The organism is Sphingomonas hankookensis (assembly GCF_028551275.1).
In the GTDB taxonomy this organism is placed as follows: domain Bacteria; phylum Pseudomonadota; class Alphaproteobacteria; order Sphingomonadales; family Sphingomonadaceae; genus Sphingomonas; species Sphingomonas hankookensis_A.
In genome coordinates, this window is sequence record NZ_CP117025.1 from 2,836,433 (window position 1) to 2,853,893 (window position 17,461).

Annotated in this window: 14 protein-coding genes; 9 read left to right on the forward strand and 5 right to left on the reverse strand. The window is 67.6% G+C overall.

The features are described 5' to 3' along the window. The first annotated feature begins 338 nt into the window (after positions 1-338). Together purE and PPZ50_RS13510 are read left to right on the forward strand one after the other, a co-directional pair. On the forward strand, positions 339-824 hold the full coding sequence (gene purE / locus PPZ50_RS13505; RefSeq protein ID WP_066694455.1) for a 5-(carboxyamino)imidazole ribonucleotide mutase: 486 nt from the start codon (positions 339-341) through the stop codon (positions 822-824). Next, on the forward strand, positions 821-1,879 hold the full coding sequence (locus tag PPZ50_RS13510; protein WP_066694457.1) for a 5-(carboxyamino)imidazole ribonucleotide synthase: 1,059 nt from the start codon (positions 821-823) through the stop codon (positions 1,877-1,879). Before purE ends, PPZ50_RS13510 begins: the two co-directional genes overlap by 4 nt. A 114-nt stretch (positions 1,880-1,993) precedes the next feature. Here PPZ50_RS13510 and PPZ50_RS13515 read toward each other — a convergent pair whose 3' ends face one another. Further along, positions 1,994-4,051: a S9 family peptidase gene (locus tag PPZ50_RS13515; RefSeq protein WP_066694460.1), complete on the reverse strand. Its 2,058-nt coding sequence runs from the start codon at positions 4,049-4,051 to the stop codon at positions 1,994-1,996. Positions 4,052-4,135: 84 nt separating this feature from the next. Between PPZ50_RS13515 and PPZ50_RS13520 the strand changes: the two genes are divergently transcribed. From PPZ50_RS13520 to PPZ50_RS13530, 3 genes are all read left to right on the forward strand, one after another. Then, positions 4,136-5,932, forward strand: a complete 1,797-nt coding sequence (locus PPZ50_RS13520; RefSeq protein ID WP_066694461.1) for an aminopeptidase P family protein — start codon at positions 4,136-4,138, stop codon at positions 5,930-5,932. A gap of 179 nt (positions 5,933-6,111) precedes the next feature. Next, entirely contained in the window at positions 6,112-7,398 is a 1,287-nt protein-coding gene (locus PPZ50_RS13525) for an MFS transporter (RefSeq protein ID WP_272815323.1), read from the forward strand. Continuing rightward, positions 7,395-8,552: a glycoside hydrolase family 68 protein gene (locus tag PPZ50_RS13530; protein ID WP_084401854.1), complete on the forward strand. Its 1,158-nt coding sequence runs from the start codon at positions 7,395-7,397 to the stop codon at positions 8,550-8,552. Before PPZ50_RS13525 ends, PPZ50_RS13530 begins: the two co-directional genes overlap by 4 nt. Here PPZ50_RS13530 and putA read toward each other — a convergent pair. After that, the gene (gene putA, locus PPZ50_RS13535; protein WP_066694465.1) at positions 8,542-11,640 is read right to left on the reverse strand and encodes a bifunctional proline dehydrogenase/L-glutamate gamma-semialdehyde dehydrogenase PutA; all 3,099 of its coding nucleotides are present in this window, start codon (positions 11,638-11,640) and stop codon (positions 8,542-8,544) included. The genes PPZ50_RS13530 and putA overlap by 11 nt on opposite strands. A gap of 191 nt (positions 11,641-11,831) precedes the next feature. Here putA and PPZ50_RS13540 point away from each other — a divergent pair, with 191 nt between their 5' ends. Then, complete coding sequence (locus PPZ50_RS13540) at positions 11,832-12,284, forward strand: Lrp/AsnC ligand binding domain-containing protein (RefSeq protein ID WP_066694470.1); 453 nt, start codon at positions 11,832-11,834, stop codon at positions 12,282-12,284. A 7-nt stretch (positions 12,285-12,291) separates the two neighbouring features. Here PPZ50_RS13540 and PPZ50_RS13545 read toward each other — a convergent pair whose 3' ends face one another. Continuing rightward, positions 12,292-13,311 carry a DUF6976 family protein gene (locus tag PPZ50_RS13545; protein WP_066694472.1) on the reverse strand — a complete coding sequence of 340 codons (1,020 nt, stop codon included), beginning with the start codon at positions 13,309-13,311 and terminating at the stop codon, positions 12,292-12,294. Then, positions 13,308-13,553, reverse strand: a complete 246-nt coding sequence (locus PPZ50_RS13550) for a hypothetical protein (RefSeq protein ID WP_066694475.1) — start codon at positions 13,551-13,553, stop codon at positions 13,308-13,310. The genes PPZ50_RS13545 and PPZ50_RS13550 overlap by 4 nt, the downstream gene beginning before the upstream one ends. A gap of 184 nt (positions 13,554-13,737) precedes the next feature. Between PPZ50_RS13550 and PPZ50_RS13555 the strand changes: the two genes are divergently transcribed. Then, complete coding sequence (locus PPZ50_RS13555) at positions 13,738-14,262, forward strand: alpha/beta hydrolase (protein WP_066694478.1); 525 nt, start codon at positions 13,738-13,740, stop codon at positions 14,260-14,262. A gap of 188 nt (positions 14,263-14,450) precedes the next feature. On the opposite strand, the gene PPZ50_RS13560 is transcribed toward PPZ50_RS13555, so the two are convergent. Continuing rightward, a complete protein-coding gene (locus tag PPZ50_RS13560; protein ID WP_066694480.1) occupies positions 14,451-14,906 on the reverse strand; it encodes an Lrp/AsnC family transcriptional regulator in 456 nt (151 codons plus the stop codon). 121 nt (positions 14,907-15,027) lie between these two features. Here PPZ50_RS13560 and alr point away from each other — a divergent pair, with 121 nt between their 5' ends. After that, positions 15,028-16,140, forward strand: coding sequence for an alanine racemase (gene alr / locus PPZ50_RS13565; protein ID WP_066694481.1), 1,113 nt, complete (start codon positions 15,028-15,030; stop codon positions 16,138-16,140). Beyond that, complete coding sequence (locus PPZ50_RS13570) at positions 16,128-17,378, forward strand: D-amino acid dehydrogenase (RefSeq protein WP_066694482.1); 1,251 nt, start codon at positions 16,128-16,130, stop codon at positions 17,376-17,378. Before alr ends, PPZ50_RS13570 begins: the two co-directional genes overlap by 13 nt. The last annotated feature ends 83 nt before the right edge of the window (positions 17,379-17,461 follow it).

Sequence of the window (17,461 nt, forward strand, 5' to 3'; positions counted from 1 at the left end):
GAGTACAAACCCCTTTCCTACACGCCCCACCCCCGCCAAACTCCCCACCGGCCCCTCACCCCGGCCACCGCTCTTTGACACCGCCGCCCGACCCACCGCGCAAACATCGCACGAGTGTGAACTTAGTGAACTTTGCCCGCAAACGCGCGACGCCGCGAAACCGTCGTTAGCGTGAACTTAGTGAACTTTGGCCACGCCGGCACCCGCGCCCGAACACGCCACTAGTGTGAACTTAGTGAACTTTGGACTTTGAATATGCCCGTACGGCATCCTTCCGCTTGCCCTGTTCAACCCCCTTCCCTAAGCAGCGCGCTTCCCCAAAGCGTTTCGGGCAGACAATGAACGACGTGACCCTGGTCGGCATCATCATGGGCAGCACTTCGGACTGGGACACGATGGCGCATGCCGCCGACGTGCTGACCAAATTGGGCGTCCCCCATGAAACAAAGGTCGTCTCTGCCCACCGCACGCCGCAGCGGCTGGTCGATTATGCCACCAGCGCGGTCGACCGTGGGCTGAAGGTCGTGATCGCCGGGGCCGGCGGCGCCGCCCACCTGCCCGGCATGGTCGCCTCGATGACCCGCCTGCCCGTGCTCGGCGTACCGGTCGAATCCAAGGCGCTGAAGGGCATGGATAGCCTGCTCTCGATCGTGCAGATGCCCGGCGGCGTGCCGGTCGGCACGCTTGCCATCGGCAAGGCAGGCGCGATCAACGCCGGCCTCCTCGCCGCCTCGATCCTCGCGACCCACGACGAGGCTCTGGCCGAACGGCTCGACGCGTGGCGCAAGGCGCAGACCGACAGCGTGGCGATCGACCCGCAATGACGGCTTTGCCCCCCGGTTCGACCATCGGCATCATCGGCTCGGGCCAGCTCGGCCGGATGATCGGCGTCGCCGCCGCGCAGCTCGGCTATCGCATCCATGTCTATGCCCCCGACAGCGGTCCGGCCAACGACATCGCCTTCGCGCATAGCCGCGGCGCCTATGACGATGTCGACGCGCTGAAGGCCTTCGCCGCCCAGGTCGACGTGGTCACCTACGAGTTCGAGAATATCGCCGCCGCCCCGATCGAGGCACTGGGCGACAAGGTCCGCCCCTCGGCCCGCTCGCTGGCCGTCGCGCAGGACCGCGTCCGCGAAAAGAGCTTCGTCGAGCAACTGGGCGGCCGCCCGGCCCGCTGGGCCGAAGTCGCCGACCGCGCCGCGCTCGACGCCGCGATCGCGCAGGTCGGTTGCCCGGCGGTGCTCAAGACCACCCGCTTCGGCTATGACGGCAAGGGCCAGGCCCGCCTGATGGCACCCACCGACGCCGACGCCGCATGGGAATCGATCGGCGGCGGACCGGCGATCCTCGAAGCGTTCGTCGGTTTCGAGGACGAGTTCTCGGTCGTCCTTGCCCGCGGCCTCGACGGCGCGGTCGTCACCTACCCGACGCCCAAGAACGTCCACAAGGCCGGCATCCTCGACACCTCCACCGTCCCCGCCCCCGCGATCGCCCCTTGGTGCGCCGAGGCGGAGGCACTGGCGGCGAAGGTCGCCGAGGCGCTCGACCATGTCGGCGTCCTGACCCTCGAATTCTTCTGCGGCCGCGACGGCGCGGTGTTCAACGAAATGGCCCCTCGCGTCCATAACTCAGGCCACTGGACGATCGAGGGCAGCGAGACCTCGCAGTTCGAAAACCACGTCCGCGCCGTCCTCGGCCTCCCGCTCGGCAGCGTCGCGATGACCGCCAAGCGGGTCAAGATGACCAACCTGATCGGCGACGACGTGGCGGCCTGGCCCGCCCTGCTCGCCGAACCCGGCGCGCACCTCCACCTCTACGGCAAGCACGAAGCCCGCCCCGGCCGCAAGATGGGCCATGTGACGCGGGTGACACGCTAAACCCCAAGCGTCACCCCAGCGCAGGCTGGGGTCTCCCGGTTATGTCACGGACAAGAGCCGCCAGAGACCCCAGCCTTCGCTGGGGTGACGCCCGTGAATGGAAGGGCGAGGGTCTTACCCCTCCACCCCCAACTGCCACAGCACGAACGCCATCTCCTCGGCAGCTTCCTTCAGGCTCTCCCACCGCCCCGACTTGCCGCCATGGCCCGCGCCCATATTGGTCTTGAGCAGCAGCACATTGTCGTCCGTCTTGGTCGCCCGCAGCCGCGCCGCCCACTTCGCCGGCTCCCAATAGGTCACGCGCGGATCGTTCAGCCCGCCCGAAATGAATACCGGCGGATAGGGCTGCGCCGTCACGTTGTCGTAAGGGCTGTAGGACGCGATCAGCTCGAACGCCGCCTTGTCCTCGATCGGATTGCCCCATTCGGGCCATTCGCCCGGCGTCAGCGGCAGGCTGTCGTCGAGCATGGTGTTCAGCACGTCCACGAACGGCACGCTGGCCACCACCGCACCCCATAGCTCGGGGTCGGAGTTCATCACCGCACCCATCAGCTCGCCACCGGCCGACCCACCGGCGATCGCAATCTTGCCCTGGTCGGTAAAGCCCAGCTCGATCAGCCCCTTCGCCACATCGACGAAGTCGTTGAAGGTATTGGTCCGCTTCTCCAGCTTCCCGTCCAGATACCATTGCTGGCCGAGGTCATCGCCGCCCCGGATATGGGCAATGGCGAACGCCATGCCCCGGTCGAGGAACGACATGCGGCTGGTCGAGAAACCCGGCGGGATCGCATAGCCATAGGCGCCGTAGCTGTAGAGATAGAGCTTGCCCGTCCCGTCGCGCGGGAAGTCCTTGGGATACACGACCGAACACGGGATCGCGGTGCCGTCGCGCGCGGTGATCTCCAGCCGCTCGGTCGCGTATTTGTCCGGGTCGTAACCCGACGGAATCGTCTGCACCTTGCGGACGGTCAGTTCGCCACTCGCCACGTCATAGTCATAGACGGTGCCCGGCGTGACCATCGATTCATAGCCGAGCCGCAGCGTGTCGACGTCATATTCCGGATTGTCGCCCAGCCCGACGACATAGCTCGCTTCCGGAAACTCGATCGGCCGCGCCGGCCCGCCGGCATAATCATGCAGCCGGATCTGATCGAGCCCATCGAGCCGTCCCTCCACCACGAACAGCTTTGCGAAGGTCGTGACCCCGGTCATGTAGAAATGCGGGTCGGCCGCGATCGCCTCCTGCCAGTCGCTCGGGGCTTCCAGCGGAGCGGTCGCCAGCCGGAAGTTCGGATGGGTATCGTTGGTGTGGATGAAGAGGGTGCCGTCATGCTCCTCCACATCATATTCGACGCCTTCCTCGCGCGCCTTGACCAGCAGCGGCTCGGCGGTCGGATCGTCCGCTGGAACCAGCCGCACCTCGCTGGTGACGTGATCCCCCGCCGAGATGACCAGGAACCGCCGCGACTGGGTTTCCCCGACCGACACCCGCCAGCCTTCGTCGGCCTCGTGGTACAGCTCGACATCCTGCTCGACCGGCGTCCCGATCCGGTGCAACCGGGCATTGTCCGTCCGCCACTGCTCGTTGGCGAGGCCGTAGAGGAACCCGCCCGAATCCGCCGTCCACACCAGTTCGGACAGCGTGCCCGGGATCACATCATCCAGCAGTTCGCCGGTCGTCAGGTCCTTGACCCGCGCCTCGAACCGCTCGCCGCCGTCATCGTCGATCGCATAGGCCAGCAGCCGCCCGTCCGGGCTGACCGACAGCGCGCCCAGCCGGAAATATTCCTTGCCCTTGGCCAGCGCCGGTTCGTCGAGGATCAGTTCATCCTCCCCACCCGCCACCGGCCGCCGCCACCAACGACGATATTCCCCACCGGTCTCGAAATCGGACCAATACCACCAGTCGCCATCACGCTGCGGCACGGTGGCGTCGTCTTCCTTGATCCGGCCGCGCATCTCGGTGAACAGCGTGTCGATCAACGGCTGGTGCGGCGCCATCACCGCCTCAAAGTACGCGTTCTCGGCCTTGAGATAGTCGAGGACCGCCTCGTCCTCGACCTTCGGGTAATTGGGGTCGCGCAGCCACGCCCACGGATCGGACACGGTAATCCCGTGGCGTTCGTAGCTGTGGGGGCGCTGTTCGGCGATCGGCGGAATGGGCTTCGTCATAGCCGCCCATGTGGGACGGACGCGTGCGGAAGTCGAGCGAGCTTGTGGCTTTTGCGCAGCCGTTTCGACTGATACGAGCGGCACATGACCATCCACACCGAACGCCTCGCGGCTCTGCGCGCCCATCTCGCCACGCTCGACCTGACCGGCTTCGTCGTACCGCTGACCGACGAGTATATGAGCGAATATGTCGGCGACTATGCGCAGCGCCTCGCGTGGCTGACGGGGTTCAAGGGGTCGGCCGGCAGCGCCGTCGTGCTCGCCGACACCGCCGCGATGTTCACCGATGGCCGCTATACCTTGCAGGTCCGCGAGCAGGTCGACGCCGCCGACTGGCAGTTCGTGCAGGTTCCCGCGACGTCGATGGCCGATTGGCTGCGGACCAACGCGCGCGAAGGCGACCGGATTGGCTTCGATCCATGGCTGGCGACGGTCGACTGGGTTGCGGCCACCGAACGCGCGCTGGCCGATGTCGGCGCGGCGCTGATGCCGGTCGACGCGAACCCGATCGACGCGCTGTGGACCGACCGTCCCGCCCCCTCGCCCGCGCCGATGACGGCGCAGGACGATAGCCTGACCGGCCGCACCTCCGCCGACAAGCGCGCCGCGGTCGGCGAATGGCTGGCCGAGCGCCGCGCCGATGCCGTCGTGCTGACCGCACTCGACTCGATCGCATGGACCTTCAACGTGCGCGGCAGCGATGTTGCGCGTACCCCGGTCGCGCTTAGCTATGCGATCGTCCATGCCGATGGCACCGCCGAACTGTTCGCTGCACCCGGCAAGGTCGGCGAAGACGTCGCCCGCCACTTGGGCAACGCCGTCACCGTCCGCCCGATGACCGACTTCGCTGCAACGCTAGGGCGTTTCGCTGGCAAGCGCGTCGCCGCCGATCCCGACCGCGCCGTCGCCGCGATCCACGAAGCGCTACGCCGCGGCGGCGCGACGGTGGTCGCCGAGCGCGACCCGACCGTGCTGGCCAAGGCAATCAAGAACCCGGTCGAGATCGCCGGCCATCGCAGCGCCCAGGCACGCGACGGCGCGGCGATGGCCCGCTTCCTGAAATGGTTCGAGGAAACCGCCCCCTCCGGCACGCTGAGCGAACTGTCGGCATCCGACCGCCTCGAAGCGATCCGCGGCGAAACCGGGCTGCTTCGCGACCTGTCGTTCGACACGATCAGCGCGACCGGCGCCCACGCCGCCAGCCCGCATTACAAGGCGACGGTCGAGAGCAACGCGCCGATCCTGCCCGGCCAGCTCTACCTGATCGACTCCGGTGGCCAATATGCCGACGGCACGACCGACATCACCCGCGTCATGCCGGTCGGCGAGGTGTCCGACGAAATGCGCGACCGCTTCACCCGCGTGCTGAAGGGCCATATCGCGATCGACACCGCCATCTTCCCGGACGGCACCCTCGGCGGGCATATCGACGGCTTCGCACGGCGGCCGTTGTGGGAGGCCGGGCTGGATTATGCCCATGGCACCGGCCACGGCATCGGCGCCTTCCTGTCGGTACATGAAGGTCCGCAGCGGATCGGCGCCCCCAATTATCCGGGTGGCGGACCATTGGAGCCGCTGCGCGCCGGCATGATGCTGTCCAACGAACCCGGCTATTACAAGGCGGGTAAATACGGCATTCGGATCGAGAACCTGCTGCTGGTGGTCGAGTGCGACATTCCCGGCGGCGACCTGCCCATGCTGGCGTTCGAAACGCTGACCTTCGTACCGATCGAACGGTCTCTGATCGTCCCGGCCCTGCTGACCCATGCCGAACGGGCCTGGGTCGACGCCTATCACGCGCGGGTCGAGGCGTTGCTGACGCCGCTGCTCGATAACGAAACCGCGGCATGGCTATCGGCAAAATGCGCTCCGCTTAGCTGAGGTCGAGCGGGTTGCGTGCCCATGCGCCAACCAGAGCATGATGCAATGCAATCGATTGTTGCAATTTACTCCGTGACGCGCGACAAGCGTCGCGTCGGCGTCAGACCGATGTGCAAGGAGCAGGATCGACCATGGCGCCCCCGATGAAACCGCACCTGTCCCTACCCCGCATCCTTGAGATGAACCTCGGGTTCCTCGGCCTGCAGTTCAGCTTCGGGCTGCAACAGGGCAACATGGCGCCGATCTACAGCTATCTGGGCGCGGATGAGTCGCAGCTGCCCCTGCTGCAGTTGGCCGGGCCGCTGACCGGACTGCTGGTACAGCCGCTGATCGGTGCGCTGAGCGACCGTACCGATAGCCGCTGGGGCCGGCGGACGCCCTATTTCGTGATGGGCGCGGTGCTGTGCTGCTTCGGCCTGTTCTTCATGCCCTTGTCGAGTTCGATCCTGATGGCGGTGTCGCTGCTATGGATCCTCGATGCCGGCAACAACATCACGATGGAGCCGTATCGCGCCTATGTCAGCGACCGGCTGAACGAGGATCAGCACCAGATCGGCTTCCTCACGCAGAGCGCCTTTACCGGCCTGGCGCAGATGCTGGCCTTCCTCACGCCCTCGCTGCTGGTGTGGGCGGGGATGAACCAAGACTGGGTCGATACCCACAATATTCCTTACACGGCGCGGGTCGCGTTCATGGTCGGGGCGGTGCTGTCGATCTCGACGATCCTGTGGTCGATCCTGCGCGTGCCCGAACTGCCGCTGACCCCGGCGGAAAAGACCGCGATCGCCGCCAAGCCCAAGTCGTTCGGGGCGACGCTCGCCGAAATCGGCAGCGCGATCCGCGACATGCCGCTGGCCATGCGCAAGCTCGCGCTGATGAGCCTGTTCCAATGGTACGCGATGATGGCCTATTGGAATTACGTCATCTACACGATCGGCCGCTCGGTCTACGGCACCGCCGATCCGACCTCGTCCGGGTTCCATTCGGCGGTGCTGACCAATGGCGAGATGGCGGCCTTCTATAACGGCGTCGCGTTCCTGGCCGCCTTTGCCATGGTCCCGATCGCACGGCGGATCGGAGCCGCGCCGCTCCACGCACTCAGCCTGATCGCCGCCGGCATCGGCATGGTCTGCCTGCCGCATGTCACGTCCAAGGCGCTGCTGTTCCTGCCGGCGGTCGGCATCGGCCTCGGCTGGGCCAGCATCATGGGCAATCCGTACATCATCCTTGCCGGATCGATCCCGCCGGAGCGGACCGGCGTCTATATGGGCATTTTCAACATGATGATCGTCATCCCGATGCTGATCTTTTCGGCAACGATGTGGCTGTTCTACCAACCCCTGCTGGGCGGCGACCCGCGCAACGTGCTGACGCTGTGCGGCGTGCTGATGTTCTGCGCAGCGGCGGCGGTGTGGAGCGTGCGTGAGCGCAACGCCGATGGCCTGCCGGTCGGAGCGATCCGTTGAGCGCAGCCCCTACCGCACCGACGCGCTGGTCGGCCGAGCAGGTAGCGCGGATCGCGCCGGACGGCCCGGACCGGCTGCCGATTCTGAGCCCCGCCGACATCGTGCCGATCGATCCCGCATACGACTTCTGGGACATGTGGCAGATCGCCCGCGCAGACGGGTCGACGGTGTTCGTCGACGGGCGGAGCTACTGGTTCTTCCTTGGCACGCCGCGCTTCGACGATCCGGAGGCACGGCATGATGCGGCGCGCATCTACCTGACCAGCCATGGCGCGGATGGCTGGCGGCTGCATGGTGCGGCGTTCCCGGACGGCTTTACCCCCGGTAGCCGCGAATGGTCGGGGTCGGCGGTGCTGGCCGACGATGGTGCGACGCTGACGATGTATTTCACCGCCGCCGGCCGGCGGGACGGGCCGCACAGCTTCGAACAAAGGCTGTTCGAGACGGTCGGTCGTTTTACCGTCGAGGGCGACGACGCGCGGACGGAGCACTGGTCGACGCCGGTGGAGAGCGTCGTGGCAGACGGCGCATGCTACCGCATCGCGGACGAGGTCGAGGCGCCGGCAACCGGCATCAAGGGGTTTCGCGATCCCGGCTTCTTCCACGATCCGGCGACCGGTCGTGACCATCTGCTGTTCGTCGGATCGGCGGCATGGACCGATGCCCAGCTGGACGGGGTGATCGGCATCGCCAGCCGCGAGCGGGCCGATGCGCCATGGCAGCTGGCGACGCCGCTGGTCGACGCGATCGGCGTGAACAGCGAGCTGGAACGCCCGCACATCATCCTGCGCGACGGGCTCTATTACCTGTTCTGGTCGACCCAGGCGAAGCGCTTTGCCCGCGGCCTGCCCGCCCCCACCGGGTTGTACGCGATGGTCGGCGACAGCATGGACGGGCCATGGCGGCCGGTGAACGGCAGCGGCCTCGTCGCCGGCAACCCGGCGGCCGAGCCGACGCAGGCCTATTGCTGGTGGGTCACCGGCGAGGGACAGGTCGCCGCGTTCGTCGACTATGCCGGGCTGAACGGAGCGGATGCCGCCGCCGACGTGGCGCTGCGCCGCGCCCGGTTCGGTGGGACCGCCGCCCCGTTCTTCCAGCTCGATTTCACCGGCGACCGGGTGACGATCGCCGGTTCTGGCGCCCCTACAGGTTAAGCAGCGCCGGGTCGCCGCCCTTCGCCATGATGTTGATCGAGGTGGAGCGTTCGGCGGCGTAGCGCAGCAGCGCATCGGGTCCGCCGGCCTTCGGACCGGTGCCCGACAGCCCTTCGCCGCCGAAGGGCTGGACGCCGACGACCGCGCCGATGATCGAGCGGTTGACATAGACATTGCCCGCCGGAACCAGCGCGGCGACTTCCTCGGCAAAACGGTCGATGCGGCTGTGGATGCCGAGCGTCAGGCCATAGCCGCGTGCCGCCAGCCTTCCCGCGACCGATGCGAGGTCGGCGGGGTCGTAGCGATAGACGTGCAGCACCGGGCCGAACACCTCGCGTTCGAGGAAGTCGGGGCTGGGCACTTCGGCGATGACCGGCGCGAAGTACGTGCCGCGCGAGTCGTGGCCGCGGGCGTCGGCGCGGAACAGGATCTTCGCCTCGCGCTCGAGGCGTTCGACATGGGCATTGAGGGCATCGCGTGCCTCCGCGTCGATCACCGGGCCGATATCGGTCGCCGGATCGGACGGATCGCCGATCACCATGCAGCCGGCCGCACCAACCAGCGTCTCGATCGTCGCGTCGGCGGTATCCTGGGGCAGGTACAGCAGGCGGAGCGCCGAGCAACGCTGCCCCGCCGAGCCGAAGGCGGAGAGGAGCACGTCGTCGACCACCTGTTCGCGCAGCGCACTGGTATCGACGAACAGGCCGTTCAAGCCGCCGGTTTCGGCGATGAACGGCAGGATCGGACCGTTGCGGTTGGCGAGGCTGCGGTTGATCGCCCAGGCGGTGTCGGTGCCGCCGGTGAAGGCGACGCCGGCAATGGCCGGATGCGCGACCAGCGCCGCGCCGACCTCCGCCCCGTCGCCCGGCAGCAGCGCCAGCAGATCGGGATCGAGCCCGGCCGAATGGAACAGGCGGACGGCTTCGGCGGCGACCAGCGGCGTCTGTTCGGCGGGCTTGGCGAGGACGGCGTTGCCGGCGGCGAGCGCGGCGGCGACCTGTCCGGTGAAGATCGCGAGCGGGAAATTCCATGGGCTGATGCAGACGAACACGCCGCGGCCGTGGAGTTCGATCTGGTTCACTTCGCCGACCGGCCCCGGCAGCACGGTCGGACCGGCGAAGCGGGTTTCGGCCAACAGGGCATAATAGCGGCAGAAATCGATCGCCTCGCGCACTTCGGCTACCGCGTCGTTCAACGTCTTGCCGGCTTCGGCGGAGAGAATCGCGATGAAGCGGTCCATCTGCGCATCGAGGGCGTCGGCCATGGCGCGGAGGATTTTCCCCCGGGAAACTCCGCCCATGGCGTTCCAGCGGGGCTGGGCGGCACGGGCGAGCGCGGCGGCGCGGTCGATTTCGGCGGGGGTGGCGGCGGTGACGGAGCCGATGGTCCGGCCATGGTCGACCGGGCTGGCCATGGGCACGGCGCCGGTGCCGGCAAGGGTCTGGCCACCGACGATCGGGCCGGCGTGGATGGTGGCGAAGGTGTCGCGAACCGACATTGCCCGGGCGCGGACCGAGGCGATGGAATAGTCGCGGCCAAGGGGGTTGCCGCGGCCGGGATAGATGCCGGATGGGGACGGGAGGCGCGGATGTTGACGCGGGGTCGCCGCAACCGCCGCGACCGGATCGGCGACCAGCGTCGTCGCCGGCACTTCCTCGTCCAGCAGGGCATTGACGAAGCTGCTGTTGGCGCCGTTTTCGAGCAGGCGACGGACGAGATAGGGCAGCAGTTCCTCATGCCCGCCGACCGGCGCATAAGCACGCAGGATCAAGGCGTTATCGCCGATAGTTGCCGCCGCCTGTCGGTACAGCCCCTCGCCCATGCCGTGCAGCCGCTGGTGCTCGATCCGCACGCCGGCGCGGTCGGCCATGTGGCGCACCGCCATCAGGCTGTGGGCGTTATGGGTCGCGAACTGCGGGTAGAGCGCCGGCGCCGCCGCGATCAACTTATGCGCGCACACCAGATAGGACAGGTCGGTCGCGGCCTTCGACGTGAACACCGGATAGCCCGGATGGCCGGCGATCTGCGCGCGCTTGACCTCGCTGTCCCAATAGGCGCCCTTGACCAGCCGGACCATGATCCGCCGCCCGGTGTCGCGCGACAGCCGTTCCAGCCCGTCGATCACCCCGCGCGCACGCTTGCCATAGGCCTGCACCACGACGCCGAGACCGGTCCAGTCGCCCAGCTCGCTCTCGCGCGCCAGCCGGTCGACCAGCTTGAGCGACAGGGCGAGGCGGTCCGCCTCCTCCGCGTCGATGGCGAGGTTGAGATTGTGGCGCGCGCCGATCAGCGCGAGGCGCTTCATGCGCGGATAGAGGTCGGCGAACACGTCGTCGGTCCGCACCGCTTCGTAGCGCGGGCACAGCGCCGAGAGCTTGACCGAGACGCCATGCCCTTCCTCCGGCGTGCTGCCGGGCGCGCGGGCGCGGCCGACCGCCTCGATCGCGGCGGCGTAGATATGTTCATAGCGTTCGGCATCGGCGGGGGTGCGCGCACCCTCCCCCAGCATGTCGAACGAGCAGAGATAGCCTTCCTTCGCGGCACGCTTCAGCGCGGCCTCGATGGTCGAACCGAGCACGAACTGGTCGCCCATGATACCGACCGCGGCGGCCAGCGCACGGCGGATGACCGGTTCGCCCAGCCGCCCGGCAAGGCGGCGGATCGTCTCGCCGATGCCGGCCGGCCCTTCGTCGCCGACCAGCTTGCCGGTCAGCGTCAGGCCGATGGTCGAGGCGTTGACGAACAGGCTGGACGACTGGCCCAGATGCGCTGCCCAGTCGGCGGTGCCGACCTTTTCGGCGATCAGCCGGTCGCGGGTCGCGGCGTCGGGGGTGCGCAGCAGCGCCTCGGCCAGACACATCAGCGCCAGCCCCTCCTGCGTGCCCAGCGAGAATTGCTGGAGAAAGCCCTCGACCACGCCGGGCTTGGCGGCGGCGGCGCGGGTGCGTTCGACCAGCTTCGCGGCCTTGGCGACGATCTCCGCGCGGTCGGATTGGGTCAGCGGCACCTGGGCAAGCAACTGCGGGAGCAGGACGCTCTCGTCGATGAACTTGTCGGCGTCCAGGGCATCCCAATCGATCGCGGGCATTCGTCTCTCCGTATGTCGGTTCGTCGGTATATCGCGGTTGAAGACAAAGGTGCTTCGTATGTTGGGGCGATCAGACGATAGTTTTCCTGGATAAGGGCGTTAGTATCGCCTGATCTTCGGACGTGGTAGAAGAAGAAGCGGGACCCCGGGTCAAGCCCGGGGTGACGTAGAGTGTGGGAGAGGTGGTTGCGATGGACCAGACGGACCGGAAGTTGCTGCGGGTGTTGCAGGGCGATGGGCGGATCACCAATCAGGCGCTGGCGACGCAGTGCGGCCTGTCGCCCGCCGCCTGTTTCGAACGGGTGCGGCGGTTGCGCGAGAGTGGCGTTATCCGGGGGTACGCCGCGCTGCTCGATCCGGGAAAGCTCGACCGGTCGCTGCTGGTATTCATCGAGGTACTATTGGACCGCACCACCGACGACGTCTTCACCGCCTTTGCCAACCATGTCCGCGACCTGCCGGAAGTGTTGGAATGTCATATGGTTGCGGGCGGTTTCGACTATCTTTTAAAGGTTCGCATGGCCGATATGGATGCGTATCGGGCGTTCCTGGGCCGGACGCTGACGACCGTGCCCGGGGTACGCGAGACGCGGACCTATGCCGTGCTGGAGGAAGTGAAGGCGACGACCGCGCTGCCGCTCTAAGCCGCGCTCAATCCTGTTCGACTACCAGATAGACCATCGACTGGGTGAGCAGGACATAGGCGATTTCGCCGAAGGTGACGGGACCGGTCATGTCGCCCGGCCGCTCACCCTCAAGTCCCGCGTACATATAGTTCAGGATGCAGTTGCAGCTGAACACGACCTCGCCACCCGGGCTGCCCAGTTGTTCGGCGAATTGCCGCGGATAATCCTCGACCGGGCGGGCGAAGCGATAGGCGACATGGCCATAGACCGGGGCGAAGAAGGTTACACGCCCGGTCGCCTCGTCGATCCCCGCGGTCGCGACATTGACCATCGTGCCGTTGTAATCGGCGACCAGCGGCAGCCGGGTGTCGATGCCGTTCGCGGCGATATGATCGACCAGCCGGGTCGGCACGCCATCGACCGACACGTGTTCGACGGTAAAGCCGGTATCGGTGTCGAAGGTCAGCACCGGCCCGTCCATGTCGGGCGCGAACAGGTTGACGATATCGGCACGGGCAAAGGCATGGTCGGGCAGCGCGACATGCAGCACCACCGCCCGATCGTCGGCCGAACGACCGCTGCGCCCGTCGAACACTTTCGGACGGTCGGTCGCGGCGGCTTGCCCCGCGACGCCGGTGACCCAGCCCACCACCGGGCGGCGGAACATGTCGGGCCATTCGATGCCGTGGAGCGCGAAGTCGCGATGGACCTCGCTCTGCCCCGGGATCAGCAGGATGGTATAGCCATTGTCGGGACCGAGCGCCGCCATGTCCGGCAGGGCGGCGCGATCGAGCATCCCGACCCATGCGACCGAGGCGAAGGCGGGCATCCGCTGGACGAAGATGCGGTCGGGCGCATGCGCCCCGCCGGCTTCGGCGGTCATGAAATAGGGGCTGGTGCCGCCGACCCATTCGCCCCGGGGCAGCGCGGCGAGCAGGCGCTCCTCCCCCGCCAAAATCAGGGTTTCGCCGGCGGCCAGCATCGCGGCGACCTCGTCGACGCTGTACAGCGACCGGTCGGCATGGAACGGGTTCGACGCGGTCATTGGGGCTTCCCCTGAAAGATCGTGGCATAGTCTTCGCGGGCGAAGCGCAGATTGTCGCGGAAGAAGCGGCGCAGTTCCTCGACCAGCGCCGGCCGGTCGGCATCGTCGCGGGCATAGGCATGGGTCAGGCGGATCATCAGGATGCGCAGCGCGAGGCATTTATACGCCGGGCGGACCGCGCCCGACAGCACCGCGTCCCAACGGGGATCGGCTGCCGAAGGAATATCGATTGTATCTGTCATGCCTTCCGGACCTCTCACCCGGCCTGCGATAACGGCATGCGCTTTAACATGGAGTATACGTCTGTAGCGGCGCGATCCGTGGCATTTCGGGATCGCTTCACCGTCACGGCGCGTTTGCGCCATTGCGCGGGGATGCAGGCATGATAGCCTGCCGTACATCACCCGCAGGAGGGGAGACGACACGATGGTTGCCGTTGCCGACACCCGATATTCGGTGCTTGCCCTGTCCGATGGCACGCCCCCGCCCGCGCTGAACGACGTGATCGAGCGGCTGCGCGCGACGTTGCTGCCGCTGGGGCGGGAGAATGAGCGCAACATGCTGGGCGCGCGGATCGACCGGTTCGTCAGCGAGGCGGACCGGCAGGTGATCCTGCTGGCGCATGGTGCCGGGTGCCGCGCGGCGGCGTGGTGGGCGCGGCTGTCGCCGTCGCATTATGTGCAGCGGGTGGCGGGCGCGATCCTGGTCGATCCGATGGTCGCGGATGGCGACAGCCGCTTCGCATCGCCCGCGACCCTGCTGCCGTTCCGGTCGATGACGCTCGACAGCACCGGGCGGATCGAGACGCTGGCACGCGAATGGGGCAGCGAGGTGATGCCCGGCGACAGCGCGGCGCGCGGTGGCGGGTTGCTGCGGCTGATCGACCGGTTGAGCGGTGCGGTGGTCGCGCATGATGTGCGGACGGCGGAGAGGCTGGTGGGGTTGGGGTAGGGTTCCGGCCGACTTCTCTCTTTCCCGGCCGCTCTCTACCCTCCCCCCGTTTGCTTCGAGCGGAGGTTCGAGCCTGTCGAGAACCGTAGTCGAGAAGGGGGCGCCCCAAACCGGGGGTTCTCGACGGGCGCTTCTCGACAAGCTCGAAGCTGCTCGAACCGAACGGTAGGGTATGGTGGGAACCGCCCTCACCCCCGGCGCCTGGGCATCAACGCATTGCGCATCGCGAAGCTCGAATTGATCCGCGTCACGCCGGGCAGGCGCGACAATATGTCGGTGTGCAGCGCCTCGTACGCCGCTGCCGATTCGACCGCGACGCGCAGCCAGTAATCGGACTGGCCGGTCATCAGCCAGCATTCCTGAATCTCCGCATGGCGGCGCACCGCCGCTTCGAAGCGGGAAAGATATTCCTCGGTCTGGCGCTCCAGCGTCACCTGCACGATCACCGTCGCGCCATGGTCGGCCGGGTCGGCGCGGGTGACGACGGTATAGCCGCGGATGACGCCGGCATCCTCCAGCAACCGCACCCGGCGGAGACAGGCGGAGGGTGATAGCCCGACCTCCGCCGCCAGCGCGTTGTTGGGGCGGCGGGCGTCGAGCCGCAGCAGGTTCAGCAATTTGCGGTCGATGGCGTCGAGGTTCATCTTCGTTGCGTCCAACCCGCCAATTATTGCGTACCTACGCTATTACGGCAGAAGATGCGGCACAATCGCAAAACCTGCGATACTATCTGCGCTACGCTGGGCTTACGGAGAGCATGGAACGATGGCATTGCTGACGATCGACCTGAACGCGCTGGTCGCCAATTACCGGACGATCGCGGCGACCGTCGCCCCGGCGCGGGCGGCGGGCGTGGTGAAGGCCGATGGCTATGGCCTGGGCGCAGGGATCGTCGCCGATGCGCTGTACCGCGCGGGGTGCCGCGATTTCTTCGTCGCGCTGACCGGGGAAGCCACCGCGCTGCGCCCGACCCTGCCCGCCGATGCTCGGCTGTTCGTGCTCAACGGAATCGCGCCGGGCGAGGAAGCGGCGCTGATCGCCGCCGATGCGGTGCCGGTGCTCAACTGCCCGGCGGATATCGAGCGCTGGGCGGCGGCGGGGCGGATCGCCGGGCGGCGGCTGCCGGCGGCGGTGCAGGTCGACAGCGGCATGTCGCGGCTGGGGCTGGCCCCGGACGAGGTCGCGGCGATCGCCGCCGACCCGACGATGCTGGGCGGGATCGAGCTGGTGCTGGTGATGAGCCACCTCGCCTGCGGCGACGAACCGGGATCGGGCGCGAACGCGGCGCAGCGGGCGCGGTTCGACGAACTGGCGGCGATGCTGCCCCCGGCGGAGCGGTCGCTGGCCAATTCGGGGGGATCGTTCCTGGGCGGCGGGTTTCATGGCGACCTCGTCCGGCCGGGAATCGCGCTCTATGGCGGGGCACCGCAGGACGGGCGGCCCAATCCGATGCGGCCGGTCGTCGCGTTGGAGGCGCGGATCGTGCAGTGGCGCGACGTGCCGGCGGGGACCGGCGTGGGCTATGGCCTGACCTCGGTCGCAAGCCACGACCGGCGGATCGCGACCCTGTCCTATGGCTATGCCGATGGCTGGCCGCGGATGCTGAGCAACCGGGGCGCGGCCTATGTCGCCGGGGTACGCGCGCCGATCGCCGGGCGGGTGTCGATGGACAGCATCTGCATCGACGTGACCGATGTGGCCGTAGACCTGCTGGTCGCGACACCCAATGCGGAGCTGATCGGCCCGCACCAGAGCATCGATGCGGTCGCGGCGGATGCCGGAACCATCGCCTATGAAATCCTGACCAGCCTGCGCCACCGCCATGCCCGGCGGATCGTGGCCCTCACCCAACAAGAGGACGCAACATGCGGATCGTGATCCTGGGCGCGGGGGTGATCGGCGTCACCTCGGCATGGTATCTGGCCCAAGCGGGGCATGAGGTCGTGGTGATCGACCGGCAGGCCGGCCCGGCGCTGGAGACGAGCTTCGCCAATGCGGGCGAGATCTCGCCGGGCTATGCCTCGCCCTGGGCGGCGCCGGGCATTCCGGCCAAGGCGATGAAGTGGCTGTTCATGCAACACGCCCCGCTTATCCTGCGGCCGCAGATGGACCTGGCGATGCTGCGCTGGCTGGTCGCGATGCTCGGCAACTGCAATGCGCGCGACTATGCGGTGAACAAGGGGCGCATGGTGCGGCTGGCCGAATATAGCCGCGACAAGCTGATCGAACTGCGCGGCGCCACCGGCATTGCCTATGACGAGCGGTCGCAGGGCACGTTGCAGCTGTTCCGCGAGGAGAAGCAGCTGGCCGGGATCGACAAGGATATCGCGGTGCTGAAGGCCGATGGCGTCGCGTACGAAGTGCTCGACCGCGCGGGCTGTATCGCTGCCGAACCTGGGCTGGCGGGGAGCAATATTCCGCTGGCGGGCGGCTTGCGGTTGCCGGGCGACGAGACGGGCGACTGCTTCAAGTTCACCAACCGGCTGGCCAAGATGGCGGCGGCAGCGGGGGTCGAGTTCCGCATGGGCACGACGATCCGCCGGCTGGTCCGGCAGGGCGGCCGGATTGCGGGGGTCGAGACCGATGCGGGCATGGTGACGGGGGACGCCTATCTGGTGGCGCTCGGCAGCTTTTCGCCGAAGCTGGTCCGGCCGCTGGGGCTGAAACTGCCGGTCTATCCGGTGAAGGGTTATTCGATCACGGTGCCGATCGTCGACGAGGGGCGCGCGCCGGTGTCGACGCTGCTCGACGAAAGCTACAAGGTCGCGATCACCCGGCTGGGCGACCGCATCCGCGTGGGTGGCATGGCGGAGATTTCGGGGTTCAACAACGACCTGCCCGAAGCGCGGCGGGCGACGCTGGAATATTCGCTGGGCAGCCTGTTCCCCGGCGCGGGTGATACGTCGCGAGCGAGTTTCTGGAGCGGGCTCAGGCCGATGACGCCGGACAGTACGCCGGTGGTGGGGCCGACGAAGTTCGGCAACCTGTTCCTGAACACCGGACACGGCACGCTGGGGTGGACCATGGCATGCGGATCGGCGGCGGTGATCGCCGACCTGATGTCCGGCAGGCGCGCGGCGATCGAGACGGAGGATTTGTCGATCGCTCGGTATTGAGCCAAAGGCTCGTCATTCCCGCGAAGGCGGGAATCCATAGACGCTGACGTTAGGGAACGATTCGCAACCGCTGCGTATATGGA